The organism is Gillisella taibaishanensis (genome assembly GCF_001938985.1).
GTDB lineage: Bacteria > Pseudomonadota > Alphaproteobacteria > Rhizobiales > Rhizobiaceae > Allorhizobium > Allorhizobium taibaishanense.
Map to the genome: position 1 here is coordinate 400235 of NZ_MKIN01000022.1, position 25634 is coordinate 425868.

General features: G+C 60.1%; 21 protein-coding genes and 1 other RNA gene. 4 read left to right on the forward strand and 18 right to left on the reverse strand.

All coding sequences use genetic code 11. The annotated features are described in order from the left end of the window. Positions 1-10 precede the first annotated feature (10 nt). Complete coding sequence (locus BJF91_RS13060; RefSeq protein WP_075614937.1) at positions 11-937, reverse strand: D-alanine--D-alanine ligase; 927 nt, start codon at positions 935-937, stop codon at positions 11-13. Positions 938-1224: 287 nt separating this feature from the next. On the opposite strand from BJF91_RS13060, the gene BJF91_RS13065 reads away from it, so the two are divergent. Beyond that, positions 1225-2529, forward strand: a complete 1305-nt coding sequence (locus tag BJF91_RS13065; protein WP_075615621.1) for an MFS transporter — start codon at positions 1225-1227, stop codon at positions 2527-2529. 470 nt (positions 2530-2999) lie between these two features. Here BJF91_RS13065 and murB read toward each other — a convergent pair whose 3' ends face one another. The 17 genes from murB to BJF91_RS13155 form a co-directional block, all read right to left on the reverse strand. Continuing rightward, positions 3000-3974, reverse strand: coding sequence for a UDP-N-acetylmuramate dehydrogenase (murB, locus tag BJF91_RS13070; protein WP_075614938.1), 975 nt, complete (start codon positions 3972-3974; stop codon positions 3000-3002). Between the two features lie 78 nt (positions 3975-4052). Continuing rightward, positions 4053-5471: a UDP-N-acetylmuramate--L-alanine ligase gene (gene murC, locus BJF91_RS13075; RefSeq protein ID WP_075614939.1), complete on the reverse strand. Its 1419-nt coding sequence runs from the start codon at positions 5469-5471 to the stop codon at positions 4053-4055. After that, on the reverse strand, positions 5468-6589 hold the full coding sequence (gene murG, locus BJF91_RS13080) for an undecaprenyldiphospho-muramoylpentapeptide beta-N-acetylglucosaminyltransferase (protein WP_075614940.1): 1122 nt from the start codon (positions 6587-6589) through the stop codon (positions 5468-5470). Before murG ends, murC begins: the two co-directional genes overlap by 4 nt. 41 nt (positions 6590-6630) lie before the next feature. Beyond that, a complete protein-coding gene (gene ftsW / locus BJF91_RS13085; RefSeq protein ID WP_075614941.1) occupies positions 6631-7785 on the reverse strand; it encodes a putative lipid II flippase FtsW in 1155 nt (384 codons plus the stop codon). 1 nt (position 7786) lies between these two features. After that, a complete protein-coding gene (gene murD / locus BJF91_RS13090) occupies positions 7787-9190 on the reverse strand; it encodes a UDP-N-acetylmuramoyl-L-alanine--D-glutamate ligase (RefSeq protein ID WP_075614942.1) in 1404 nt (467 codons plus the stop codon). A 7-nt stretch (positions 9191-9197) separates the two neighbouring features. Then, positions 9198-10298, reverse strand: a complete 1101-nt coding sequence (gene mraY / locus BJF91_RS13095; RefSeq protein ID WP_075614943.1) for a phospho-N-acetylmuramoyl-pentapeptide-transferase — start codon at positions 10296-10298, stop codon at positions 9198-9200. An 87-nt stretch (positions 10299-10385) separates the two neighbouring features. Beyond that, entirely contained in the window at positions 10386-11819 is a 1434-nt protein-coding gene (locus tag BJF91_RS13100) for a UDP-N-acetylmuramoylalanyl-D-glutamyl-2,6-diaminopimelate--D-alanyl-D-alanine ligase (RefSeq protein ID WP_075614944.1), read from the reverse strand. Then, a complete protein-coding gene (locus BJF91_RS13105; protein WP_075614945.1) occupies positions 11816-13291 on the reverse strand; it encodes a UDP-N-acetylmuramoyl-L-alanyl-D-glutamate--2,6-diaminopimelate ligase in 1476 nt (491 codons plus the stop codon). Before BJF91_RS13105 ends, BJF91_RS13100 begins: the two co-directional genes overlap by 4 nt. Before the next feature lie 185 nt (positions 13292-13476). Beyond that, positions 13477-15225 carry a peptidoglycan D,D-transpeptidase FtsI family protein gene (locus BJF91_RS13110; RefSeq protein WP_075614946.1) on the reverse strand — a complete coding sequence of 583 codons (1749 nt, stop codon included), beginning with the start codon at positions 15223-15225 and terminating at the stop codon, positions 13477-13479. Beyond that, complete coding sequence (gene ftsL / locus BJF91_RS13115) at positions 15225-15641, reverse strand: cell division protein FtsL (RefSeq protein ID WP_075614947.1); 417 nt, start codon at positions 15639-15641, stop codon at positions 15225-15227. The genes BJF91_RS13110 and ftsL overlap by 1 nt, the downstream gene beginning before the upstream one ends. 3 nt (positions 15642-15644) lie before the next feature. Further along, positions 15645-16670, reverse strand: coding sequence for a 16S rRNA (cytosine(1402)-N(4))-methyltransferase RsmH (rsmH, locus tag BJF91_RS13120; protein WP_075614948.1), 1026 nt, complete (start codon positions 16668-16670; stop codon positions 15645-15647). Between the two features lie 14 nt (positions 16671-16684). Beyond that, on the reverse strand, positions 16685-17125 hold the full coding sequence (gene mraZ, locus BJF91_RS13125) for a division/cell wall cluster transcriptional repressor MraZ (protein ID WP_075614949.1): 441 nt from the start codon (positions 17123-17125) through the stop codon (positions 16685-16687). Between the two features lie 430 nt (positions 17126-17555). Continuing rightward, positions 17556-17953: RNase P RNA component class A (gene rnpB / locus BJF91_RS13130), an RNA gene on the reverse strand. 51 nt (positions 17954-18004) lie between these two features. Then, on the reverse strand, positions 18005-19210 hold the full coding sequence (locus BJF91_RS13135; protein ID WP_075614950.1) for an NAD(P)/FAD-dependent oxidoreductase: 1206 nt from the start codon (positions 19208-19210) through the stop codon (positions 18005-18007). A gap of 273 nt (positions 19211-19483) precedes the next feature. Then, positions 19484-20068 (reverse strand): lytic transglycosylase domain-containing protein, encoded by a 585-nt coding sequence (locus tag BJF91_RS13140; protein WP_075614951.1) that lies wholly within the window; start codon positions 20066-20068, stop codon positions 19484-19486. A gap of 295 nt (positions 20069-20363) precedes the next feature. Next, a complete protein-coding gene (locus BJF91_RS13150; protein WP_075614953.1) occupies positions 20364-21122 on the reverse strand; it encodes an N-acetylmuramoyl-L-alanine amidase in 759 nt (252 codons plus the stop codon). Then, positions 21119-21856: a J domain-containing protein gene (locus BJF91_RS13155; protein WP_075614954.1), complete on the reverse strand. Its 738-nt coding sequence runs from the start codon at positions 21854-21856 to the stop codon at positions 21119-21121. Before BJF91_RS13155 ends, BJF91_RS13150 begins: the two co-directional genes overlap by 4 nt. Positions 21857-22255: 399 nt before the next feature. Here BJF91_RS13155 and BJF91_RS13160 point away from each other — a divergent pair, with 399 nt between their 5' ends. The 3 genes from BJF91_RS13160 to BJF91_RS13170 all read left to right on the forward strand — a co-directional run bounded on the left by BJF91_RS13160 (position 22256) and on the right by BJF91_RS13170 (position 25616). Next, complete coding sequence (locus BJF91_RS13160; RefSeq protein ID WP_075614955.1) at positions 22256-23470, forward strand: pyrophosphate--fructose-6-phosphate 1-phosphotransferase; 1215 nt, start codon at positions 22256-22258, stop codon at positions 23468-23470. 251 nt (positions 23471-23721) lie between these two features. After that, on the forward strand, positions 23722-24357 hold the full coding sequence (locus BJF91_RS13165) for a LysE family translocator (protein ID WP_075614956.1): 636 nt from the start codon (positions 23722-23724) through the stop codon (positions 24355-24357). Between the two features lie 149 nt (positions 24358-24506). After that, positions 24507-25616, forward strand: coding sequence for a transglycosylase SLT domain-containing protein (locus BJF91_RS13170; protein WP_075614957.1), 1110 nt, complete (start codon positions 24507-24509; stop codon positions 25614-25616). Positions 25617-25634 lie beyond the last annotated feature (18 nt).

Sequence of the window (25634 nt, forward strand, 5' to 3'; positions counted from 1 at the left end):
CGACCACCCCTTACCGCGAACAAGACGCGTCCTCCACCATCCAGCTGACGAATTCACCAAAGGAAATGCCCGCATGTGCGGCCATTTCAGGCACCAGCGATGTCGGCGTCATGCCCGGCTGGGTGTTGATTTCCAGCCAGATCAGATCGCCATCTTCAGAGAAACGGTCGTCGTAACGGAAGTCGGACCGACTGACGCCACGGCACCCGATCGCTTGATGAGCCCTGACCGCCAAGTCTTGTATTTTTTGGTAAATTTTCGGTGAAATTTGTGCCGGAATGACATGCTCGGAGCCGCCAGCAGCATATTTGGAGTCGTAATCGTAGAATGTGTTCGCCTTGGCGACCACTTCTGTCACTGCAAGCGCCTTGCCGTCCATCACGCCGCAGGTCAATTCGCGTCCGGCAACATATGATTCGACCATCACGGTATCGCCATAGCGCCATTCGGACGATCCCAGAACCTGGGGCGGATGCGACTGATCTTCCTTGACGATCACGACGCCGAAGCTCGACCCCTCGCGCACCGGCTTCACCACATAGGGCGGCGCGATCGGATGGGTATTGCCGATATCGAAACGCGACATCTGCCGGGCAAAGGCGATCGGAACGCCAGCCGCAGCAGCCACGATCTTGGCCTGCATCTTGTCCATGGCAAGCGCCGAGGCCAGCACACCGGAATGGGTATAGGGAATGGAGAGATATTCGAGGATGCCCTGAATGGTGCCATCTTCGCCGAAGGGGCCATGCAGCGCGTTGAAGACGACATCCGGCTTCAGTTCCTGCAAAACGCTGGCAATATTGCGGTCGACATCGACCCGGGTGACGCGATAGCCCTGCTCTTCAAGTGCTGCCGCGCAAGGGGTTCCGGAGGCGAGGCTTACAGGCCTTTCCGACGAAAATCCACCCAGCAACACAGCAACATGCTTCTTAGCCATTCACGCACCCAAACCAAACAACTGCGGTTTCCCGCCTCTTCTTGCGCCTCACTTGCGGCGCGAATCGCGCCACTTCATGCGCTTGCCCTCATAAAACGCCATTAAGGTTAATGAACCGTTTACTTTCGTTAACCCGCCCCCAAAAAGCCCGGGTGGTCAGCGGGAAGGCCGATTGAAGCGCCGTTATAAAATGTCGTGCTTACGCTTTCAAAAGACCGGAAATTACGTTAGAGGACGCTTCATTGTTAACTTTGCGCCTCGAGCGCATCATCCTGGACATGCTCACGATGACTGATGCGGTACGCTCTGTATCGCCGTCCACCGAGCCGTTGGCGCCTGGTGCATTGAATTCTCCTGCACGGGTCCTGACGGCCAGCCTGGTCGGCACCACAATCGAATTCTTCGACTTCTACGTCTATGCCACGGCAGCCGTACTGGTCTTCCCGACGCTGTTCTTCCCCAACAGCGATCCGATGACGGCAATGCTCGCCTCGTTTGCCACCTTCTCCATCGCCTTCTTCGCAAGGCCGATGGGCGCCGTGGTCTTCGGCCATTTCGGCGACCGCATCGGCCGCAAGGCAACGCTGGTGGCGGCCCTGCTCACCATGGGCGTGTCCACAGTGGTGATCGGCCTGTTGCCGACCTATGCGCAGATCGGCGTCTATGCGCCGCTGCTGCTGGCACTGTGCCGGTTCGGCCAGGGCTTCGGCCTCGGCGGGGAATGGGGCGGCGCCGTGCTGCTCGCCACCGAGAACGCGCCTGAGGGCAAACGCAACTGGTATGCGATGTTCCCGCAGCTCGGTGCACCCGTTGGCCTGTTCCTGTCATCGGGCATCTTCTGGCTGCTGCTGCATGTCGTCTCCAAGGACGACCTCCTCGCCTGGGGCTGGCGTGTGCCCTTCCTGGCCTCGACTTTGCTGATCGCCATTGGTCTCTGGGTTCGCTTCTCGATCTCGGAAACCCCGGCCTTCCGCAAGGCCATGGAAGCCCATGAGCGGGTCGAAGTGCCTGTGGCGGAGATCTTCGGCAAATACAAGCGCAGCCTGTTTCTCGGCACCTTCGTGGCACTGGTCACCTTCGTGCTGTTCTACATCGGCACGGCCTGGCTCCTGTCCTACAATATCAAAGTGCTGCAGATGCCCTTCCTCGACGCTCTGGAAATCCAGATCATGAGCGCCGTGGTTTTCGGCATCTTCATTCCGCTGACGGCCAAGATCGGCGACAAGATCGGCCGCCGCAAGGCGCTGATCGGCATCACCATCGCAATCGCCGCCTTCTCCTTCCTGCTGCCGGTGCTGCTGACATCAGGCGAAGTCGGCGTTGCCGTATTTGCCGCCGGCTCCATGGCACTGATGGGCATGACCTACGCGCTGATCGGCGCTGCCTTGTCGGCACCATTCCCGACAAACGTTCGCTATACCGGCGCATCGCTGACCTTCAACTTTGCCGGCATCGTCGGCGCCTCGCTGGCTCCTTATATCGCCACCTGGCTGCAGGCCACTTACGGCATGGCTTACGTCGGCTACTATCTCGGCCTAGCCGCCGCGATCACGCTGGTGTGCATTGTCGCATCGCGCAAGGGCGAGGTTTAACAAGGCTCATGGTGGGTGCCCTGCACCCACCAATTTCATGCATTAAAGTTTCGAATGAGGCAGAAGAATACTCCATGGTGCAAGCCAGTTCGATATGCACGTTTTTGTCGGCTTTGACCGGAGGCTATTCTGCATGGCTATGGTACAAGTCGAGCCGTATACCGATTAGTCCTGACTGGGCAGGTTGCGGTTTTGAACCGGTAGATCCTGAACAGTCGCACACCGGATGGATCGTTGCCATTCTACAAGCGGCAAGCGAATCATCTAAAATTAATAAGCATGCAGCTGCGTGGTCTGCTTCGACCGCCGCCATAACGGTCATCTCTGCTTTGTGTGGCCTATTTGGATATTGAAACATCCAACCCGAAGCTATGGCGAAAACAGCTCAACTTGAATCAGATTCTGAACAACAAAAAACGCCGCCAAGTGATTCCACTGGCGGCGTTTTTCGTGATTGGAAGAAGCCCGAATTAGTCGGTGGTCACGCCCATGAACGGCGCCACTTCGCGGCCCGGCATGAACAGGCCCAGGCGCTTGATTTCCCAATGAAGCTTGATGCCGGACTTTTCGAACACCAGCTGGCGGATGGTTTCGCCGAGATATTCGAGATCATAGGCCGTGGCATGGCCGATATTGATCATGAAATTGCAATGCAGCGACGACATCTGCGCGCCGCCGATCATCAGCCCGCGTCCGCCGGCCTCGTCGATCAGTTCCCAAGCAGAATGGCCGGGTGGGTTCTTGAAGGTGGAGCCGCCGGTCTTTTCCTTGACTGGCTGCACGGTTTCCCGGTGCTGGCGCACGGCATCCATTTCGGCGCGGATGACAGACTTTTCCTGAGGGAAGCCTTCGAACAGGCCGCTAACGAAGATCAGGCCTTCCGGTGCCTGCGAATGGCGATAGCCATAGCCCATGTCGGCCTTGGTGAGAACATGAACAGTGCCCTTGCGGTCCACCGCCTCGACTTCGACGACACGTTCGGCCGTCTCGCCACCATTGGCGCCGGCATTCATCCGAAGCGCCCCGCCGATCGAGCCCGGAATGCCGTAGTAGAAGGCAAAGCCGCCGATGTTATTGTCCATGGCCATGGCAGCTATATGCTTGTCCGGGCAGATAGCGCCGGCACGGATGCGGTTTTCGCCTTCCAGCTCCAGCCCGCCAAAACCCTTGGCCGACAGCCTGATGACCACGCCAGGAATACCGCCGTCGCGCACCAGCAAATTGGAGCCAACGCCGACCACGGTCAGCGGCACATCGTCAGGCAGGATCTTCAGGAAGGCAATCAGATCGTCCTTGTCATGCGGCTGAAACATCAGCTCGGCAAGACCGCCGGCCTGGAACCAGGTCACCCGGTCCATCGGCGCATTCGGCGTCAGCCGGCCCCGTAGCGCATCCACACCCGAGCCCAGACGAGCCAGCAGCTTTTCCCCATCCACCTGTTTCATTCCGATTTTTCCCGAATGCGCTTGCAACTCTTGGCAGACAGCCTGCCCCATCTCATTTCGGCAGCACCGCTGCCACTCTCATTTCTCAGGCGAAGACGCCAGTTTTTCCAGCTCGCCGGGCAGTGCCGCTGCCCATTGGGTGATATTGCCAGCCCCCAACAGGACCACAAAATCGCCCGGTTGCGCAATGGTCGAAACCACGCCGGCCAGTTTGTCCGGCGACGCCAGATATCGTGCATCGCGATGCCCGCTTGCCCGGATACGCGACACCAGCGCTTCGGAATCGATGCCCTCGATCGGATCTTCACCCGCAGCATAGACCGGCGACAAGAGAATGCTATCGGCATCGTTAAAGCAATTGGCGAAATCCTCGAATAGACTCGACAGTCGCGAGAAGCGGTGCGGCTGGTGCACGGCGATGATCCGCCCCTTGCAGCTCTCACGCGCCGCCTTCAGCACCGCCTTGATTTCCACGGGATGGTGGCCGTAATCGTCGAAGACCTGCACGCCGTTCCAGGTGCCGGTCAGCGTGAAGCGCCGCTTGACGCCACTAAAGCTCGACAGGCCCTTGCGGATGGCCTCTTCCGAAATTCCCAGCCGGTTGGCGACAGCAATCGCCGCGCAGGCATTCGAAATATTGTGCCGGCCGGGCATCGGCAGCATCAGATCGTTGAAGGTAAAGATCCGACCGGTGCGGCGGCGCCTGATCTCCACGTCGAAGATCGAGCGCGTGCCATCGTTGCGCACGTTGGAAAAGCGCACATCGGCCTGCGGGTTTTCGCCATAGGTCACCACCTTACGGTCTTCGATCCGGCCAACCAGGACCTGCACTTCAGGATGGTCGAGGCACATGACGCCGAAACCGTAGAAAGGTACATTCTCGACGAACTGCCGGAATGCAGCGCGCACGGCATCGAAATTGCCGTAGTGGTCAAGATGCTCGGGGTCGATATTGGTGACGACAGCTACATCAGCAGGCAGTTTCAGGAAGGTACCGTCAGACTCGTCTGCCTCGACCACCATCCACTCACCCTCGCCCATGCGCGCATTGGTGCCATAGGCATTGATGATGCCGCCGTTGATTACCGTCGGGTCGAGCTGGCCGGCTTCGAGCAGCGCTGCGACCATTGACGTCGTTGTCGTCTTGCCATGGGTGCCACCGATGGCGATCGCATTGCGGAAGCGCATCAGCTCGGCCAGCATTTCGGCCCGGCGCACCACCGGCAGCAGTTTTTCGCGCGCGGCAATCAGTTCGGGATTATTCTTCTTGATGGCTGTGGAAACAACGACCACTTCGGCATCGCCGAGATTTTCCGGCTTGTGGCCGACGAAAACCTCGATGCCCTTGTCGCGCAGCCGCTGCACATTGGCGCTTTCCGCCTGGTCCGATCCCTGCACGCGGTGACCGAGATTATGCAGCACTTCGGCAATGCCACTCATACCGATCCCGCCGATCCCGATGAAATGCACCAGACCGATGCTCTTCGGCATTTTCATGCTGTCACTTCCTTTGTAGTCTTAAAACTCCTGCCCTCGGCAATAGTCTGAACCAGTTCGGCAAGCAAGCCTGCCGCCTCCGGTTGTCCCGCGCTGCGGGCCGATGACGCCATGTGGGCAAGCTTGTCCGGGCTGGTCATCCACTCCTTCAATAGGCTTGAGAGCTTTTCAGGCGTCAGTTCCGATTGGGGCACGACGATTGCCCCGCCCTTGCCGGCGATGGCTGCCGCGTTCGCAGCCTGATCGTGATCGAGCGCGTAAGGATAAGGCACCAGCACCGCAGGCCGGCCGACAACGCTGAGCTCCGTCACAGTCGAGGCACCGGAGCGGGAAATCACCATCTGCGCCGCGCCGATCCGCTCGGCCATGTCGCCGAAGAAGGGCGAGACCGATGCGGGAACCTTGAGCTTTTCATAGAGGGTCTTAACCCGGTCGGCATCCTCCGGCCGGGCCTGCTGCGTCACATGCAGACGGGCGCGCAGCACATCATCGAGAATGCAGATGGCGCTTGGCACCGCATTGGAAAAATGCTGGGCACCCTGGCTGCCGCCGAACACGACCAGCTCGAATGGATCGCCGTCGCCCGAAGGACGGTATTCCGTTTCAGACGCCGCCAGCACCGCAGGGCGCACCGGATTGCCGGTGACCACGGTCTTGTCGGCATAGGGGCCGCCGGCCTGCAGGAAACCGCCGGCAATCGCCTGTACCCGAGGCGCCAGAAACCGGTTGGCCCGGCCCATGACGGCGTTCTGCTCATGGATGACGGTGGCCACACCAAGCGCGCGCGCCGCCATCAGCGGCGGAATGGTCGGATAACCGCCAAAGCCAATCACGACCTTCGGCTTCAGCTTGGCGATCAGCGCACGGGCGACACGGTAGCCGCGCCAGAGCGTCAACATGGCCTTGGTCACGGCGACAGGGTTTTTCGAGCCGATCGTCGCGGAAGGCACGATATGGATCGCATCGGCCGGGAATTTGCCGGCATAGCGTTCGGCCCGGCTATCCGTGACCAGATGCACGCTATAGCCACGGGCGCGCAATTCATGCGCCAGCGCCTCGGCTGGAAACAAATGGCCGCCGGTACCCCCGGCGGCAAGAAGGATGAGACCTTTCGACATGAAAACTCCGCTGGCCTAATCTGCTGGCCTGTTTTGCTGGCCTATTCTGCCGGAACGCCCTGAACCGACCTGAACAGCCGTCGCTCCTGCGAACGCTTTTCCGGCCTGTGACGCGTCAGCGCCAGGATGAAGCCTGCTGTCACACCAATCGCGACCATGGAGGACCCACCATAGGAGATCAAGGGCAGCGTCATGCCCTTGGCAGGCAGCAGTTCGAGATTGACGCCGATATTGATCATCGACTGCACACCGATCTGAAGGATCAACCCAGCCACGGCAAAACGGTTGAAGTCGTTGCGCTCGCGAAACGCATGGCCGAGGCCCCTGATAACCAGGAAGGCAAAGATCGTCACCAGCAGCAGGCAAAAGATGATGCCGAATTCCTCGGCAGCGACCGAGAAGATGAAGTCGGTATGGGCGTCGGGAATGATCCGCTTGACGATCCCCTCGCCCGGGCCGACGCCAAACCAGTTGCCGCGAATGATCGCCTCGCGCGCCGTATCCACCTGGAACGTATCGCCATCGCCGGTGAGGAAGCGGTCGATACGGCCGGCAACGTGCGGCATGGTGTAATAGGCGAGCGTCGAGCCGAGACCGCCGATACCGGCAAGCAGCACGATGAAGATCCAGGGCACGCCGGCCATGAAGAACATGCCGCCCCAGACCACCGAAGTCAGAACCGTCTGGCCGAAGTCCGGCTGCACCATCAACAGCGCCACCACCACCATGAACAGCAGAATGGCGAAAAAATTGCCGGGAATGTCCGGCTGGCGGGCATGTTCGGCAAACAGCCAGGCGCAGACCACGATGAAAGCAGGCTTCATGAATTCTGACGGCTGAATCGACAGGCTGCCGAAATTGATCCAGCGATGCGCGCCCTTGACTTCAGGACCGAAAAACAATGCCAGGATCATCAAGCCGAGCGACGCAAACAGGATGAGCAATGCGACCCGCCGGATCTGCCGGGGCGACAGAAAAGACAGTCCGATCATCGTTCCGAGGCAGGGTATGGTAAAGGCGGCCTGACGGCGCACGAAGTGGAAGCTGTCGAGCCCGATACGCTCGGCCACCGCAGGCGACGCGGCAAAGGACAGCATGAAGCCGATGCCGAGAAGCACGATGAATGTCACCAGAAAGAGCCTGTCGATGGTCCAGAACCAATCGGCCAAAGCTCCACGTTCCGCGCGGCTTACCATATCATGTCTCTCCTGGAGCCTGTTGGATCAGCATCGTCATACCTTCAAGCCCTGCAACCAGCGAGACGAAGGCATCGCCGCGGACTTCGAAATTCTTATACTGGTCGAAGCTTGCGCAAGCCGGTGACAGCATCACCGCCACATCGGCGCCATCGGCCTCAGCATCGACGCTGGCATGCGCCACCGCCCGGTCCAGCGTGCCTGATATCTCAAACGGCACAGCAGAGCCCAGCGTCGCCGCAAAACCAGCCGCTGCCTCGCCGATCAGATAGGCCTTGGCGATGCGGGAAAACAGCGGCTGAAGGCTCGCAATCCCACCCTGTTTCGGCAAACCGCCGGCAATCCAGTAGATCCGGTCGTAGCTCGACAGAGCCGGCGCTGCCGCCTCGGCATTGGTGGCCTTGCTGTCGTTGACGAAGACGACACGCCCGCGCCGCCCGACAGGCTGCATGCGATGTTTCAGCCCGGCAAAGCTCTGCAAACCGACCCGCACTTCTTCGACCGTCAGGCCAACGGCAAGGCAGGCCGCAATCGCCGCTGCCGCGTTCTGGGCATTGTGGCTGCCGCGCAGGGTGGAAATGCCGTTGAGGTCGGCGATCATCTCTCCGCTGCCGCCGCTGACGATACGATGGCCGGCATTGAACAACCCATCCGTCAACGCGCGATCCTTGGAGATCCGCAGAACCCGCTTGCCATCGGCTTCCAGCCGTTCGGCAATCGCCGCGCAATAGCTGTCGTCGACGCCGACGACAGCCGTGTCGCTACCGGCCACCAACCGCTCCTTGATGGCGGCATAGTTTTCCATGCTGCCATGGCGGTCGAGATGATCAGGGGTGAGATTCAAAAGAATACCGGCCGTAGGATCGATGCTGGGGGCAAGATCGATCTGGTAGGACGAGCATTCGACCACGTAGTAACGGTTCGGCGCCGGCGGATCGAGCGTCAGGACCGCCGTGCCGATATTGCCGCCGACCTGCACGTCATAGCCATTGGCCGAGAGGATATGGCCGATCAGCGCGGTGGTGGTCGATTTGCCATTGGTGCCGGTTATGGCGATGAAGGGGCAGCCCGGCGCGGTGGCGCGGCGCTCGCGCACGAACAACTCGACATCGCCGATAATTTCGGCGCCTGCCGCCTTCGCCAAGTCCACGGTCCAATGGGGTTTCGGATGGGTCAGCGGCACACCGGGAGACAAAACCAGGGCTGCGACACCGCTCCAGTCGATGCCGCGCAGGTCCGTGGCGATCAGCCCTCGGCTGCGCGCTTTCTCGACGCTATCGGGATTGTCGTCCCAGACGGTCACGTCGGCGCCGCCGGCCACAAGCGCCTCGGCCGTAGCCAGGCCCGAGCCACCAAGCCCGAACAGCGCAACCTTGCGATCCCTCAATGTGGCGACCGGGATCATCGCGCCCTCACCGCAGTTTCAGAGTGGCAAGGCCGAGCATGGCGAGCCCGACGGCAATGATCCAGAAGCGGATGACGACCTGACTTTCCGTCCAGCCCTTCTTTTCGAAATGGTGATGGATCGGCGCCATCAGGAACACGCGCCGACCGGTGCGCTTGTACCAGAACACCTGGATGATGACCGACAGCGTCTCCATCACGAACAAGCCGCCGATGATGACCATGACAATCTCGTGTTTGGTGGCGACGGCGACCGTGCCGATCAAGCCGCCCAACGACAGTGATCCCGTATCGCCCATGAAGATCGCGGCCGGCGGCGCATTGAACCAGAGAAACCCCAGACCAGCGCCAATGACCGCGCCGAGAATAACCGCGAGTTCGCCTGTCCCCGGCACGAAATTGATCTGCAGATAGCCGGAAAATACGATGTTACCGGCGAGATAGGCGATCAGGCCGAAGGCGGCCGAGGCGATCATCACAGGCACGATGGCCAAGCCATCCAGGCCGTCCGTCAGGTTGACGGCATTGCCGGCGGCAACGATGACGAAACCGCCAAACAAAATGAAGAAATAGCCGATGTTGAGCAGCGCATCCTTGAAGAAGGGAAAAGCGATCGAGGTCGCCACATGCGGTCCTTGCGGCGCTGAAACCTTGGCAGCCTCCATCATGAAGAACACGGCGATGCCGGCAATCACGAATTCGATGGCAAGCCGGGCCTTGCCGGAAAAGCCCTTGTCCGATTGCTTGGTGACCTTCAGATAATCGTCGTAGAAGCCGATGGCGCCGAAACCGAGCGTGACCAGCAGCGTCGCCACCACATAGACATTCGACAGATCGGCCCAGAGCAGCGACGAGCCTACGATGCCGGCCAGAATCATCAAGCCGCCCATGGTTGGCGTGCCAGACTTCTTGAAATGCGTCTGCGGCCCATCGGCACGGATCGGCTGGCCCTTGCCCTGGCGCACCTTGAGAGACGAAATGATCTTCGGTCCAAACAGGAAGACGATCAGCGCCGCCGTGAACATCGCCGCCCCGGTCCGGAAGGTGATGTACCGGAACAGGTTGAAGAACTGGATGTGGTTAGCGAGTTCAACGAGCCAAATCAGCATAAAAGCACTTTCGAGAGCATATCGGGCAAAAGAGCGGAGCGGCTTTGCATCATGACATGCGTTAACAAGACGGTTGGAGCGGGAAGGTCATTCCGGGCGGCGGGTGTCGTCCAATGGTGGATAGTTGTCAAGCAATGCAGCTACGATCTTGCCGAAACCGATGCCGAGCGACGACTTGATCATCATCACATCGCCACCCCCGACATTGGCGACACAAAAGGCTCCCAATTGCTCTGCCGTATCGAAGGATTGCACCGAAACCGTCTCCGGCAATTGTGCCTTCAACGCCGTCATCGCTTGCCCGGCAAGCCAGACATGCTCGATACCGGCGGCAAGCAACGGGCCAGCCAGTTCGCCATGTAACTCATGCGAAAGCTCGCCCATCTCGAGCATGTCGCCAAGCACAGCGATCCGCCTGCCCTCGCCGCGAGGCTGGGCTGCAGCGAGCACTGAAATTGCGGCGCGCATCGAGGCCGGATTGGCATTGTAGCTCTCGTCGATCAGCGTGAAAGGCCCCGTCGGCGTGCGCAGCCGGTGCCGCTCCCCACGGCCCTTGACCGGAGCAAGCCGGCTTAGCGCGTCGACGGCCGCATCGAGATCGCCACCAAAGATCCTGACAGCACCGAGCGCCGCCATGGCATTTTCAGCGATATGGCGGCCGGGTGCGGCAATGACCACTTCCCGCGTCTCGCCATCGATGACAGTCCATATGGTCGAGCTTTCAGCAGCACCGTCGAATTCCGCCAGTCGGAATTCCGCCTTGGCATGCTGTCCAAAGGAATGAATGCGGGTGATACCGGCCTCTTGGGCCTTGTGTTCGAGATATTCGAAATAGGGATTGTCGCGGTTGAGCAGCGCCACGCCGTTGGCGGTCACGCCGGAAAAGATCTCGGCTTTGGCATCAGCGATCTCGTCGACGCTTGCAAAATTGCCAAGATGCGCCGGCGCAATCGTGGTGATGATCGCCAGATGTGGCCGCACCAGCGCCACCAGCGGGGTGATCTCGCCGGAATGGTTCATGCCGATCTCGAACACGCCGAAATCAGCGCTGGCGGGCATCCGCGCCAGCGTCAGCGGCACACCCCAGTGATTGTTGAAGGAGGCGACCGCCGCATGCACTTCGCCCGAGGGTGCGAGCACCTGGCGCAGCATTTCCTTGGTCGTCGTCTTGCCGACCGAGCCGGTGACGGCGACGATCTTGGCACGCGAGCGAGCACGCGCGGCAACCGCCAGCCGGCCGAGTGCCTGCAATACGTCGTCGACGACGATCATCGGCACGGTCAGCCGGCCAAGAGCCGGCAGTTTCGCCTCGTTGACCACCATCAGCGCCGCGCCATTGGCAACCGCGATGCTGGCATAGTCATGGCCGTCGAGCCTCTCGCCCTTGATGGCAAAGAAGGCCTCGCCCGGCTGAATGCTGCGGCTATCAATGGAAATGCCGGTAATACCGGCGGGCATGGTCCCGACCGGCCGTCCAGCGGTGGCTGCAACAAGGTCGTCGATGGTCCAGAGAAAACTCACGGGTGGAATTCCTCCATGGCTTTGCGAATTTCGGCATGATCGGAAAAGGGCAGCGTCTGCGACCCGACGATCTGGCCTTCCTCATGGCCCTTGCCGGCCACGATCAGCGTATCGCCGGTTGCCAGCATGGCAACGCCGGCACGGATCGCCTGGGCGCGGTCGCCAATCTCGATCCCCTTCGGCGTCCCCGCCATCACTTCACCGCGGATTGTCGCGGCCACTTCCGAGCGGGGATTGTCGTCGGTGACGATGACGATATCGGCGAGCCGATTGGCGATCTCGCCCATGATCGGTCGCTTGCCCTTGTCGCGGTCGCCACCGCAGCCGAATACCACGATGACCCGGCCGCTGGTGAAGGGCCTCACCGCCGTCAGCACCTTTTCCAGGGCATCGGGCTTATGGGCGTAATCGACATAAGCGAGCGCGCCGCTCTTGGCCTGGCCGACCAGTTCCAGCCGACCGGCGGCACCTTCCAGCTTTTCCAGCGCCCGCATGGCAACCGCAGCCGGCACGCCCGTGGAGATCGCTAGGCCGGCGGCGACAAGCGCGTTGGCAATTTGGAAATCACCGGCCAATGGCAGGTCGACCTCATAGATCGCGCCCTCATGATGTACTTCCGCGATCTGCTTGTGGCGGAAATGCTCGACACGCTTGAGGGAAAGGAACGTCCCCGCCCGGCCAACGGTGCGCACATCGTGGCCAGCCTCACTGGCGACCCGGATCGCCTCGGCAGACCATTCGTCATCGGCAAAGATCACCGCTGGCGCACCCTTCGGCAGCAGCGTGTCGAAAAGCCGCATCTTGGCGGCCATGTAATCCTCAACGGTTGGATGATAATCCATGTGGTCGCGGCCGAGGTTGGTGAAACCGGCAGCGGCCAGATGTACGCCATCCAGCCGGCCCTGGTCGAGCCCGTGGCTGGAGGCTTCCATCGCTGCATGGGTCACGCCTTCGGCAGCAAGCTCGGACAGCAGCGTATGCAGCGCCACCGGATCTGGTGTCGTCAGCGAGCCGTAATCGTTGCGGCTCGGAGACACCACACCGGTCGTGCCGATCTGCGCGCTGGCAAGCCCGGCAAAGGCCCAGATCTGACGGGTAAAGGAAGCAACCGAGGTCTTGCCGGCGGTGCCGGTGACGGCCACCATGGTCTCGGGCTGGCCGGCATGAAAGCGGGCGGCGAGAAGCGCCAGCGACCGGCGCGGCTGCGGCGAGATCAGCACAGGTACGGAAAGATCAAGCGGTGTAGCAGACAATATGGCAACGGCGCCCTTGGCCACGGCATCGGCGGCAAAGCCCGCGCCATCGGCCTTCGTACCCGCCAAAGCTACGAACAGCATGCCCGGTTTCACCTTGCGGCTGTCGGCAGTGACGCCTGTAATCTCGAGGTCGTCAGCGCCAATACCACCGGCCACCCCATGCGAGGCTCCGATCAAGGCTTCCAGATCGCCGGTGGCGAGTTCGCGCAATTTCATCGTCTATCTGTCCCCTGCCGCGCCGCTGATGCCCCCATCACCGGCAACGGCGAATCAATCGTCATGCCATTTCTTTATCGTCCCGCATTCCCGGACGCAAAACGCTCAAGCACTTTTGCCTGAAATAACGCCTAGCTCAGCGCACTTCCGGTTGCCAAAACCGCTTCGTACTTTTGCTGGGAATGCTAGTACGAAACGAGCATGTCATTGCCGACCTGCCCATAATTGGGTTCTACACCAAGAATTGGGGCGCTTCTGCGAATAATGTCTCGCACGATCGGTGTTGCCGTGTAGGCCGCAAGCGTCCCCCCGCCTTCGCCGGTCAAGGGTTCGTCGATGAAACTCAGCACGACATAACGCGGCTTGCTCATCGGGAAGGCAGCAACAAAGGCATTGAAATTCAAGCGGTGGTCGTAGCGGCCATTGATGACCTTGTCGGCTGTACCTGTTTTGCCACCGACGTCGAAGCCGGGTACACGCGCATTTCGGCCCGAACCGTAGACACCGTTATATTCGAAGAGATAACGCATGTCCGCGCTAGTTTGCGGCTTGATGACCACCTCGGCCACTTCGTCAGCCTGCTCTGCTGTTCTTGGCAGGAAGGTAGGCTCGATCAGGCGACCGCCATTAACAAGCGCTGCCCCCGCCACTGCCGTCTGCAGCGGCGTCGTAGCGACGCCGTGACCAAAGGCGATGGTAATCTGGTTGATTGCCTTCCATTCCTTCGGCTGGGATGGCATTTTTACCTCCGGCAATTCGGTCTTCATTTTGCTCAAGAGACCAAGCCGGGTCAAAAATGCCTTGTGATCGGGAATGCTGACCATCTGCGCAATCTTGGCAGTACCGATATTCGAAGAATATTTGAAGATATCCGCCACCGTCAGGAAACGCGCCTGGCCGTGAAGGTCGTGAATGGTAAAGCCACCGATGCGCAGCGGGTACCGTGCGTCGAAACTGTCACCGATCTTAACCCGTCCGGAATCGAGCCCCATGGCCAGCGTGAACGATTTGAAGGTCGAACCCATTTCAAAGGTACCGTTCGACATACGGTTCAGCCAGCCGTCCTTAGCCCCTTCTTCGGGCTTGTTCGGATCGAAGTCCGGATAGGAGGCCATGGCGATCACTTCACCGGTCTCAACATCGAGCACCACGGCGCCCGCCGACTTGCCCTTGAAATTCACTTGGGCTGCAGCCACCACATCATGAACGATATTCTGAACACGCAGGTCGATGGAGAGCTTCACCGGCTCCAGCGGCGCATTGGACGTCATGCCAAGGTCGGCAAGATCGGCCAGCCCTTGGCTGTCGATGTATTTCTCCATGCCGGCCATGCCACGGTTGTCGATATTGACGAAACCGACGATATGCGAGGCCGTGGAGCCACCCGGATAGAAGCGGCGAATTTCCGGACGAAAACCGATGCCGGGAATGCCGAGCGCCAAAATCTGGCTCTGCTGCTTGGGCGTCAACTGGCGGCGCAGCCATTGGAAATGCGACTTCGACGACAGTTTCTTATAGGTGTCTTTCGCATCGAGATCCGACAGAACCGTCTGCAGCTTTTCCACGGCTTCATCGACATCGACGATCTTGTGCGGCTCGGCAAACAGCGAGACGGTGCGGATGTCGGTGGCCAGCACCTGACCATTGCGGTCAAGAATGTCGGGGCGCGCCGCCATCAACCGGTCGGGCGGCATGATGCTGGAGGTGTTCTCAGGCTTGGCGTAGCCATATTGCACCAGTCGACCGCCGATCACCCCGTATACCAGGGTAAAACTCAGGATCAGCAGGCCAACCCGGCGTTTCGCCATATCGGTCTTGCGCTTGCCGACACCTTCAAAGGTGCGAGCCTTCCCGCGGGTTGCGGTCGCCCGGCGCACATCGGTGGAAAAATGGGCCCGGCTCTTCAGAAGCATCATTCGCGAGAGAAAAGTCATCAGCGCTTCACCGATCCGGTTACGACCTTGTCCATCGGCAAGGGAATAACCTTACCATCGGCCATCTTCAGTCCGCCCTTTGCGCCTGAGGCACCGTTGCTGGCCTGGGCTGGCGGTGGCGGAACCTGGGATTTCAGCATCGGCAATTCGTTAGCGCGGGCCAGCTGACTTGGATCGGTTTGCTGCAGCTTCAGCTCCTGACCAAACGTGTTGGCGAGCTTTTCCAGCCGGTTCGGTTGGGTCAGCAATGCCCAGTCGGCCTGCAGCAACTCGATCGTGTCCTTCTCCAGCTTGATCTCGGCCTCGATGCGCTTCAGATCCTGCACCTTTTCATCGGTGTTGTGCTTGATCTGATAGGTCACCGTGGCCGCAGCGGCCATGGCGCCGATCAGGATGACATCAAAGGTTCGCAGCATGGTTCAGGCCCCCAACCGTTCGATTTCCGCCAGGTCAGGCAGATCGAAAATGGAAAAATCGGCCTTCATGGCGGGATGGACGGTGCGAATACCCGCACGCAGTTTGGCGGAACGGGCGCGCGGATTGACCTGCGCCTCTTCCTCGGTGGCAGACACCATACCCTTGCCGACAGGTTCAAAGGTCGCCGGGCGCTCGAACGCCATGGGCATATGCCTTGAGCCGGCAGCCTTGCCGGAACGGTCTGCAAAGAATTTCTTGACGATCCTGTCTTCCAGGGAATGGAAGGTGACGACGACCAGTCGGCCGCCTGGCTTCAGCGCCCGCTCGGCCGCAAACAGCGCCTCGGCCAATTCGCCAAGCTCGTCGTTGACGAAGACGCGCAGCGCCTGGAATACCCGGGTGGCCGGATGAATCTTATCCTTGGCCTTGCGCGGGGTAACGATCTCGATCATGCCCGCCAGATCGCGAGTGGTCTCGAAGGGATGGTTGACGCGGCGCTTCTCAATGGCGCGCGCAATGCGTCCGGCCTGCTTTTCCTCACCGAGGAAGCCGAAAATGCGGATGAGATCGCCGACCTTGGCGCGATTGACCACATCGGCGGCAGACACGCCTGCACCCGACATGCGCATGTCGAGCGGCCCGTTGCGCTGGAAGGAAAAGCCACGTTCCGCCTCGTCAATCTGCATCGAGGAGACGCCGATATCGAGCACGACGCCATCAAGCCCTTCATCCGGGGCGAAGCTGTCGAGGGCAGAAAATTTGGTGTGATGCAGGGAAAGACGCCCGGCACGGGCAGCAACTATCGCCTGGCCAGCAGCGATCGCGTTGGGATCGCGGTCGAGCGCGATCACGTCAGCACCCGCATCGAGGATAGCACCGGTATAGCCACCCGCTCCGAACGTGCCATCGAGAATAACTTTGCCGGCCTCAGGCTCGAGGGCCGCAATCACTTCATGGAGAAGAACCGGAATGTGACGGACCGGTCCGCCATCGGCTTCAGCATACCCTCCGCCAAGATCCGTCACCATTCCGCTTCTCCGACTTAACTGGAGCCCGCCCTTCTCAGAGTGAACTCCTTTCTTGCCGCCGCCTGCGCCTCGTGAAACGCCTGCGGCTGCCACAACTGAAAATGATCCGAACGACCGACAAAGGTCACTTCGGAGGTAATCCCGGTGAAGTCGCGGATGAAATCCGTGACCATCAACCGACCCTCGCTGTCGAGGCGCATGAAGACGCCGCCTCCGTGTACGAGAAGCGACATCTCGTTGGCAACCGACGAAAACACGTCCTCGCCGATAATCTGGCGCTCGTAGCGCTCCAGCAAGTCCGGACCGCCGATATTGATCGCCGGAAAGGTGAAATCCTGGAAGCAATACAAGTCCTGAATTTCCCGCGCCATCAAGACAGCACGGAACGCCGCCGGAACGGAAACCCGCCCCTTCGCATCGATCCTGTTCGTCGCATTGGACAAGAAGCGGTTCATGACGCTCTACCGCCGCTCCATTTCCATCAACGCGGCCCACAAATCCGCATTTCCATTGATACACCCGAGCTGCAAAGCTCATTGCCGCAAGGCCGAAACAGCCAGAAGAGACCAGAAAGGCCCGCTTCTCAGTCTCACATGTCGGGGCCCTCAATTGCCCCTCGGCAGTGCAGTTATGGGATAGCATGGGACACCATGGGCGTCAATGGGATTGGGGCCGGCGAACCGGTTTGCTGCATCGGTTATTTATAACCCGTTAAGATTAATGAATGGTTATTGAGGCTTGACGGTTAGACGACATCCATGCCGGCAGGGATACCGGCTAAGCAACTGAAATATATTGATAAAGATCAAAACAGCCCGGCAGGACGCCGGCAAGCGCGCCGGTTAAAGGCGACGCCTTGGCCGAAGTGATTCGGGGAATGTGGGAAAGACCAGTCGGCCTGTAAGCCGGGTTCTGTATGGCTCCGGTTGCCCGGAACGTGGCAGCCATTCATCTGGGACGATGCTTGCGCACCGCCTCTCGCAACCCACCCGGATGACTGGCCCGGAAACAGGCTGTAGTGCCGCAAGCGGCACCCGTGTCATCCCTATTCGGTCTTGCTCCCGGTGGGGTTTACCATGCCGTTCCTGTCGCCAGGACCGCGGTGGGCTCTTACCCCACCCTTTCACCCTGACCCCGCTAAACGGGGCGGTCTGCTTTCTGTGGCACTTTCCCTGAGGTCGCCCTCGCCGGACGTTATCCGGCACCGTGTTTCCGTGGAGCCCGGACTTTCCTCACCCTACCGTCTTTCGACATTGGTAAAGCGCGGCTGCCCGGCCGACTGGTCCGGGCGTGATTAACGGAGCGTGGCCGAGAAAGCCACCGAAATCATCAGCTCAAGCAAGATCCGAAGCAAAAACAGGGGTGAAATCGACATCGTACCCTTCCCCATCCAGCGATCCGCGCATGAGAAGCACGGCTCCGAGCCGTCCGATCTCATCGCAGCTTTTCGCAGCCTGGCCGCAGCCGCCCGAGAGTACGCCGATGCGTGGGCTGTCGCTCCAGCCAATGGCGGGATAGTCGTTACGGGTAAAAGAGGTGACGCAGGCGGCCATGGACACCGCCGCCTGCGCCACGCCGGGCACCAGTGTGCGGATGATCCGGTGCAGGTGTTCGCGGGTGCTTTCGCGCCCACCGCTGCGGAACCAGGCCCTGATATCGGGCTCGCTTGTCAGCTTCAGATCATCTGGATCGCCACCGATCTTCAGATAGGTCTTGCGATCGGGATAGCGCACCGGCGGCAGGAGATAGATGTGATCTTGCAGATTTTCCGGATGATGGATCAGCGACGGCATGCCTTTGTAGGTCGGCAATTCTTCGTCTGGAATTTCGAAGAAAGCGACGGTGCGCGCATTAACCGATAGATCAAGCTTTCGAGGCAACAGATTCTCCGCAATGGAGAATCCGCCCGCAGCGACCAGCAGCTTTTCCGCCTTCACCACCTGCCCCGCATCCGTGGTGACCGCAACATGGCTGCCCTCGTCGCGCACCGAAACGGCGGTGGCATCAATCATCGTCACCCCGGCCTTTTCGCCAAGCACGGCCTGCGCCGCCACCAGCGCCCGCGGATTGACATAACCGGCAGACGAGCCCTCGAAAATACCGGCGCTACCGGCATCGAAACCGAAATAGGGAAAACGCCTTGCCAGCGCCTGATGGTCAAGCCCTTCCGTCGCCATGCCAAGGGCGGCAACGGCTTGCTCGACCTCCGCCAGATAGGTGTTAGCGCCGCCCTGCTTCGGCCCGACAATTAGGCAGCCGACATCATGATAAAATTTGATGCCACTGCCGCGCTCGATCTCGCCGTAACGGGCAATCGAGCGGTTGGCGAGACGTGCCCAGACCGGATCGGGATCGATGGTGCGGGTAATGCGGGCTTCGTCGTAATGGCTGGCAAAAACACCCTGGTGATTGGCTTTGTCTTCAGGCTCGCTCGGCCCCAGCAACGCCACGCCGTCGGTCTGCGAAGCCAGATGCCGCGCCGCCGCAGCCCCCATCATACCGCGCCCAATAATGAGATATTTGAAAACCCGATCCGCCATCGCAATCACCCGTATGATTCAATAGACGAGGGATAGCATGGCAGAAACACTTGCACAGCCGCGAGATTGCCGCAGCTGCTTAGATTCGGTGGAGCAATTCGTAAAATCAAACAGCCCCTCCCACTACCGCCATTCTTCGTTCAGCCGTTCTTGAGGGTGAGGCGAAAATGCTCCCGTCGAGAACCGGAGCGGAGCGTACTTTAACGTACGTGAGCACCGGAAGCGCAGACGGTAGCATTTGCAGCCCACCATCGAGAACGGATGAACGAAGAATCAGGCCTTCTCGCCCATCATGGCTTGCACCTGCCCACAGTACTGCTTGGAAACGGCGTTCATGCGGGTGGCGCCGTGGCCGGCATTGTAGCGCAGGATGGCGCCGCAGGTGTCGCCGCCGCCGAGCTGATGGGCCATGGCCAGGTATTTCATACCGTATTTCAGATTGGTGGCGGGGTCGTAGAGACCGGCAATATTGCCGGTATAGCCCATGGCGCGGGCGGTGGCGGGCTTGATCTGCATCAGGCCGATTTCGCCATGGGTGCCGCGCGCCTTGGGATTGAAGCCGCTTTCGATCTTGACGACGGCGCTCGCCAGTTGGACCGGCACACCATACTGCTTGGCATAGGAGGAAATCAGCGCATGGTAGGGAGCCTTGCCATCGCCCTTGCCGTTGTCGTCATCGTGCTTTGCGGTGTCGAACGTATCACCTTTGCTCGGGCGGGAGAGATCGGCATCCTGTTTGTCCCGGTGCAACATTTCCATCAGGGTAAGACCACTGCCGGTATCGGCAGCTTTGGCCTCGGACAGAGCGGACATAGAAACGGCGATGCATGCCGCGGCAGCGAAAAGCGATGTTTTCATGGAAAAGGTCAGTCTCCAGACAAAGGGGCGGACAAGGCCGATAGCAAAGCGCAATATTCAGCCGGCCGCTGCCCAGCAAAGGACAGCGATGTTCATCACCCTCATCGTTGATATTCGCGAAAAGCTTCCCTCAGGGACGTTCTATTCGCCGTTCATCTCGACCGCAGCTCGGGAATTACCCTGCCGCGACGGGAGCTGTTAGACAGCCTCAATAAGGAAATCCTATGGCAAGGTAAAAAAACCGCAACTTTGCTGGTTCAGATACGCCTACAGCAACGCTCGGCAGCCGCAACCTCTAGGCGAAGTGCGGAAGCGCCGCCAGCAGTCTATGCAGCGTTTCAATGGTCGAGGAATCGGCAACGCCATCGACTTTCGCTTGGCGGAAATGCAGTTGGAAACTTTTGACGACGCCTTCGGTCACGGCATCGAAATCTCCATTGATTTCAATATTATAACCATAGAGCGACAGCATGGACTGCAGCGCCTCGACCGGCTGACCGCGATCCCCCCGCTGGAAGAAGCGACCACCGGCAATGGCGCTCGGCTCCACCCAATGGCCAACCCCGAGTTCGTGCAGCTGGGCCCACGGGAAATGCTCGCCCGGATCGACCTTACGCACCGGGGCTATATCGGAGTGAGCCAGCACCCTTTCAGGCGGGATCGACCAGCGTCTTGCACAATCCAGACACAATTTTGCGACCGCCTCAATCTGGCCATCGGGATAGTCAGGCAAGGTTGGATGGCCCGCATTGGCGATTTCGATGCCGATAGAGCGGGAATTGATGTCTGTTGCGCCGGCCCAGAAGCTTTTCCCGGCATGCCAGGCGCGGCGGCTCTCCGGTACCATCTGCACAACGCTACCGTTTTCGCGCACCAGATAGTGGCTGGAGACTTGGCTTTCCTCCGTGCAGAGCCAGGCAATCGCTGACTCCTCGCTCGGCATGCCGGTGTAATGCAGGATGATCGTGTCAGGCGCGCTGCACTCGACCCGTTCACCGTGGTTGGGCGAAGGAACGAGATCAGCGCCGGGATAATCGGCGGTAAAGGATGTCATGCTGCCCGGCGTTCCCTCTCGATCGCGGCATAGGCGGCGTTGAAGCTCGCCATGCGCTGATGCGCCGCCGCGTGCATTTCAACCGGCAGACCGCGCGCATAAAGCCGGTCAGGATGGTGCTCGGAAGCCAGCGCCCGGTACCGCTTTCGGATCGTGCCGAAATCATCGCTGCGCGATACGCCCAGAATACCGTAGGGATCGTGGTCGGGCGCTAAATGCCGCGCCGAGATCTCGGCAAAGCGCTCCTCGCCTATCGTAAAGATTTCGGCGATCCGCGCCAGGAAAGCCAGCTCGCTTTCATGGATCAGGCCATCCGCCGTGGCGATATGGAAGAGCGCGTCGACGATCTCTTCAAGCACCGGGCAGCCCTTGACCCGCGAACCGCAGAGATTGGCGAGCTTTTCGGCATAGGCCTCGTAGCCGGCAACATCCTGCTTGGCGAGATTATAGAGACGGGCGACGTTGCGCGCCTCTTCCGGCGGAAAATCGAAGATGCTGCGAAAGGCATTGACTTCGGCCTGCGAGACGATGCCGTCAGCCTTGGCCATCTTGGCCGAGAGTGCGATGATCGCCACCGAAAAAGAAACCCGCCGGCGCGTCTCCGGATCGCCTTCGAACACCGTGCGGATCGCCTCGACAAGCGACGACAGCGCGTTGCCGGCCGCATCGCTGACCGCGCCGAGCAATCGATCCCAGAGTGACGATAGTTGTTGGCAGGCGAAATCGAAAATCATGATGATAGGTTGACCAAATTATCACTTCAAATGCAAGGCGAGCAGCGTCGCGCAGTAGGTTAAACTTTGTTCACTTTCCCCTCCCTTAACCCGACCCGCAAAAGCCGCCTAGGTTCCCTCATCTGCCCTGAAAAGCAGGCGGCATTGGCTTTTCCACAAGCGACCGTTCGGCGCTTTCCATTTGAAACGATTATATTTCCCCTGCAGATGAAATTTCGACGAAACTGCGGATTTTGTTCGATTTTTCGCTTTACAGCATCGGTTGGCTGTCGCATCCATGGGCCACGAGATCACAGGACCTGCGGCATTTTGCCCGGGCCTGATCTTTCTATTGTCGTTTGTCCTCTTGGGAAATCGGGCCTCCCGTATTTCCCTGGCGGACTCTAAAAGGAGGGTTTGATGGCCAAGACCAAAGTCGCATTGCTGACCGCCGGGGGCCTTGCCCCCTGTCTCTCGTCCGCCGTAGGCGGCCTGATCGAGCGCTATAGCGACATCGCGCCAGATGCCGAGATCATCGCCTACAAGTCTGGCTATCGCGGCCTTTTGATGGACTACAAGATCGAGATCAACGAGAAGATGCGCGAGCAGGCACATGTGCTGCATCGCTACGGCGGCTCTCCGATCGGCAATAGCCGCGTGAAGCTCACCAATGTCGCAGATTGCGTCAAACGCGGCTTGGTCAAGGAAGGGCAGAACCCACTGCAGGTGGCGGCCGAACGACTGGCTGCCGATGGCATCACCATCCTCCACACGATCGGCGGCGACGACACCAATACCACGGCGGCTGATCTTGCCGCCTATCTCGGCGCCAATGGCTATAACCTGACCGTGGTCGGCCTGCCGAAGACCGTCGACAACGATGTCGTGCCGATCCGCCAGACGCTCGGCGCCTGGACGGCGGCCGATGTCGGCGCCCGCTTCTTCGACCATGTCTCCAACGAACAGAGTGCGGCACCGCGCACCCTCGTCATTCACGAAGTCATGGGCCGCCATTGCGGCTGGCTGACAGCGGCAACGGCACGCGCCTATATCCAGCGCATCAAGCCGAATGAATATGTCGAAGGCTTCATGATGAATGAGGAGCTGAAAATCATCGACGGGCTCTACCTGCCCGAAACCCATTTCGACATGGAGGCGGAGGCCGAGCGGCTGAAGGAACTGATGGACCGCACCGGCTTCGTCACCCTGTTCGTCTCGGAAGGCGCCTGCATGGACGAGATCGTCGCCGAACGCGAGAAGGCCGGTGAGGAAATCAAGCGCGATGCATTTGGCCATGTGAAGCTCGACACCATCAATGTCGGCGGCTGGTTCCAGAAGCATTTCGCCAAGCTGCTCGATGCCGAGCGCTCGATGGTGCAGAAATCCGGCTATTATGCCCGCTCCGCGCCGGCCAATCACCAAGACCTGCGCCTGATCCAGAGCATGGTCGATCTGGCGGTCGAAAGCGGTCTCAACGGCGTCTCGGGCGTGACGGGCCATGATGAGGATCAGGGCGGCAAATTGCGCGCCATCGAGTTCCCGCGCATCAAGGGTGGCAAGGCTTTTGATCTCTCCACCCCCTGGTTCAAAGAAGTGATGGATCATCTGGGCCAGAAATTCCGTCCGGCACATTGACCTTGACGGCGATTGGTGGCTTCTCTTTGCAAGCACCGCTCGTCGTCCGGGTGGAGGATTTTCGCAAGGCAAACCACCTGCGGAAATAGTTGGCCGGACCGGCACTAAAAACCGCGATGCGATACTATATAAAGACCAGCGCCGGATGCTCAAACGCATGCGGCGCTCATCCGTTTGTGTCGAGGCTCGCCGTGCCGAAAGGGATGCGGTGCTAAACCCGGTGCGGACGCATTGAACTCGGAGGCAGGCCTATGAACATTCAGGATTGGCTGTTGTTTTCAGCGGCAAGCGCTGCCTTCCTGGCCGTGCCTGGGCGCAGCGCCAAGCGAATCATAGCCTGTCGCCGCGCGGGCGGCCTGCGCCTTGCCTGCCTCAGCGCCGCCGGCAGCACCATTGGATATGGCGTTGCCGCAAGCCTCGTGTTCGGCGCCGCACAGGCTTTGGCCAATGCCCGCTCGACCGCGCTGTCCGATTTGCGCTGGGTTGGCATGGGCGTGTTAATGATTATGGCACTCAGATTGTGGCGGGCGCCGCTGCATATCGGCCCGGTCGCAGATAACGACAATGTCGCAGACAGACGGGCAATGGTCATTGTGTCGCAGGCGGTAATGTCGTCGGTCTTCGATGCACGCTCGCTGGTGTTTCTTCTGGCACTTGTGACCCAAATGGGAGCAGGTCTTTCGCCGTTCAGTAGCGATTTCTTGACCATGGAACTGGCTTTTCTGCTGATTTCAGGCCTGATTTGCGGCTCTCAGGCGATTTTTGCACAGGCTTTCGATCGACTGATCCGCCGGCGCACAGCGCGGCGAATCCTGCAGCCAAAGGGCAAATCCATGCTGATTTCCGCCCGTTCCGTCAGCGCTGGCTTCCGTCGCATCGCTGCCTGATCGGCCTCCTTGGCGCCCCCTCGCCAAGGCTGGAGTGCTGGTAATGTCATCTTAGACTTCAAGGGGGCTGTCAAATTTGTGAATCCGATGTTAATAGTTCGTGCGCTGCCCCAAAGCAGCACTCGTTTCAACAGCCGACGGACATTTGCATGACAGCGAAAACGGACCGCACGATTGCCATCAGCATTACTGCTGTCATCGTCGCAGCCCTTTCCAGTTGCACCAATGTGAACGACAATGCCAAGGCCGACATGGCGCCGAAGCCCGCTGCCGGGCATCAGGCTGTCGCCAAGGCCGCCGCACCGGCTGGATCTCAGGCGGCGTCGGCCGCGGCAAACGGTTCCGTTGCAGGTGCAGGCACTGCCCAGGCAGCGAATGGCCAGGCAGTGGCCGGCCAGTCCGTCAATTCCCAAGCCACGATGCAGCCGACTCAGTCCGCCGTCGCGGCGCTTGCCAATACATCGACCGGAAACAGTGCTCTGGCCGCTATTAACGGCGCGTCGGCAACCGGTGCATCGGCAAACGCCCAGATGGCCCATCTTGCGACCGGCCAGGGTCCTTATCCAATGGCAAAGCCTGGATACACCCAGGTCGCTTCGCTCGGACCCACCGTCGGCAACACACCGTCCTCGGCCAATGCTCCAGCCAACGTTGCCGACAATGAGCCGATCGGACTGGAAAACGAAGCCCTGCAGCCTGAAGTGATCCACGCGGCGATACCAACTCCACGTCCTGCTTCCCTCGGGGGCACGTCGACGGCGTCTTACGCATCCCCGTCGCGGTCCACGGCAACGTCGTTCGCCATGCTCGACGCACAGTTCGACACCAGCGCCCCTGGCCCGATTCAGGCTCTGTCGTCAGAGCGTTCAAAGACCGAATCCGCTGGCAATGCCGGCAGTTCGGCTCCTCGTGGCCCAACCGTGATCAACGGCCTCGTCAACAAATATGCAGCACTTTACGGCATGCCGTCGGCGCTGATCCACAGGGTCATTCACCGCGAGAGCCGCTACAATGCTTCGGCCTATAACCGGGGCAATTACGGGCTGATGCAGATCCGCTACAACACGGCCCGCTCGCTCGGCTATGATGGCCCCGCCGAAGGCCTGTTCGACCCGGAAACCAACCTGAAATATGCCATCAAATATCTCCGTGGCGCCTGGATGGTGGCAGACAACAATAACGACAACGCGGTTCGTCTCTATGCACGCGGCTATTACAACGACGCCAAGCGCAAGGGCCTGCTGGACGACGTGCAATAAGCACGTCATTTAAGGTCT

Excerpts from the sequence above, each read along its gene's own strand:
- BJF91_RS13060 (WP_075614937.1), bottom strand. The coding sequence starts at position 937 with ATGGCTAAGAAGCATGTTGCTGTGTTGCTGGGTGGATTTTCGTCGGAA.
- BJF91_RS13065 (WP_075615621.1), top strand. The coding sequence starts at position 1,225 with ATGACTGATGCGGTACGCTCTGTATCGCCGTCCACCGAGCCGTTGGCG.
- murB (WP_075614938.1), bottom strand. The coding sequence starts at position 3,974 with ATGAAACAGGTGGATGGGGAAAAGCTGCTGGCTCGTCTGGGCTCGGGT.
- murC (WP_075614939.1), bottom strand. The coding sequence starts at position 5,471 with ATGAAAATGCCGAAGAGCATCGGTCTGGTGCATTTCATCGGGATCGGC.
- murG (WP_075614940.1), bottom strand. The coding sequence starts at position 6,589 with ATGTCGAAAGGTCTCATCCTTCTTGCCGCCGGGGGTACCGGCGGCCAT.
- ftsW (WP_075614941.1), bottom strand. The coding sequence starts at position 7,785 with ATGGTAAGCCGCGCGGAACGTGGAGCTTTGGCCGATTGGTTCTGGACC.
- murD (WP_075614942.1), bottom strand. The coding sequence starts at position 9,190 with ATGATCCCGGTCGCCACATTGAGGGATCGCAAGGTTGCGCTGTTCGGG.
- mraY (WP_075614943.1), bottom strand. The coding sequence starts at position 10,298 with ATGCTGATTTGGCTCGTTGAACTCGCTAACCACATCCAGTTCTTCAAC.
- BJF91_RS13105 (WP_075614945.1), bottom strand. The coding sequence starts at position 13,291 with ATGAAATTGCGCGAACTCGCCACCGGCGATCTGGAAGCCTTGATCGGA.
- BJF91_RS13110 (WP_075614946.1), bottom strand. The coding sequence starts at position 15,225 with ATGACTTTTCTCTCGCGAATGATGCTTCTGAAGAGCCGGGCCCATTTT.
- ftsL (WP_075614947.1), bottom strand. The coding sequence starts at position 15,641 with ATGCTGCGAACCTTTGATGTCATCCTGATCGGCGCCATGGCCGCTGCG.
- rsmH (WP_075614948.1), bottom strand. The coding sequence starts at position 16,670 with ATGGTGACGGATCTTGGCGGAGGGTATGCTGAAGCCGATGGCGGACCG.
- mraZ (WP_075614949.1), bottom strand. The coding sequence starts at position 17,125 with ATGAACCGCTTCTTGTCCAATGCGACGAACAGGATCGATGCGAAGGGG.
- BJF91_RS13135 (WP_075614950.1), bottom strand. The coding sequence starts at position 19,210 with ATGGCGGATCGGGTTTTCAAATATCTCATTATTGGGCGCGGTATGATG.
- BJF91_RS13140 (WP_075614951.1), bottom strand. The coding sequence starts at position 20,068 with ATGAAAACATCGCTTTTCGCTGCCGCGGCATGCATCGCCGTTTCTATG.
- BJF91_RS13150 (WP_075614953.1), bottom strand. The coding sequence starts at position 21,122 with ATGACATCCTTTACCGCCGATTATCCCGGCGCTGATCTCGTTCCTTCG.
- BJF91_RS13155 (WP_075614954.1), bottom strand. The coding sequence starts at position 21,856 with ATGATTTTCGATTTCGCCTGCCAACAACTATCGTCACTCTGGGATCGA.
- BJF91_RS13160 (WP_075614955.1), top strand. The coding sequence starts at position 22,256 with ATGGCCAAGACCAAAGTCGCATTGCTGACCGCCGGGGGCCTTGCCCCC.
- BJF91_RS13165 (WP_075614956.1), top strand. The coding sequence starts at position 23,722 with ATGAACATTCAGGATTGGCTGTTGTTTTCAGCGGCAAGCGCTGCCTTC.
- BJF91_RS13170 (WP_075614957.1), top strand. The coding sequence starts at position 24,507 with ATGACAGCGAAAACGGACCGCACGATTGCCATCAGCATTACTGCTGTC.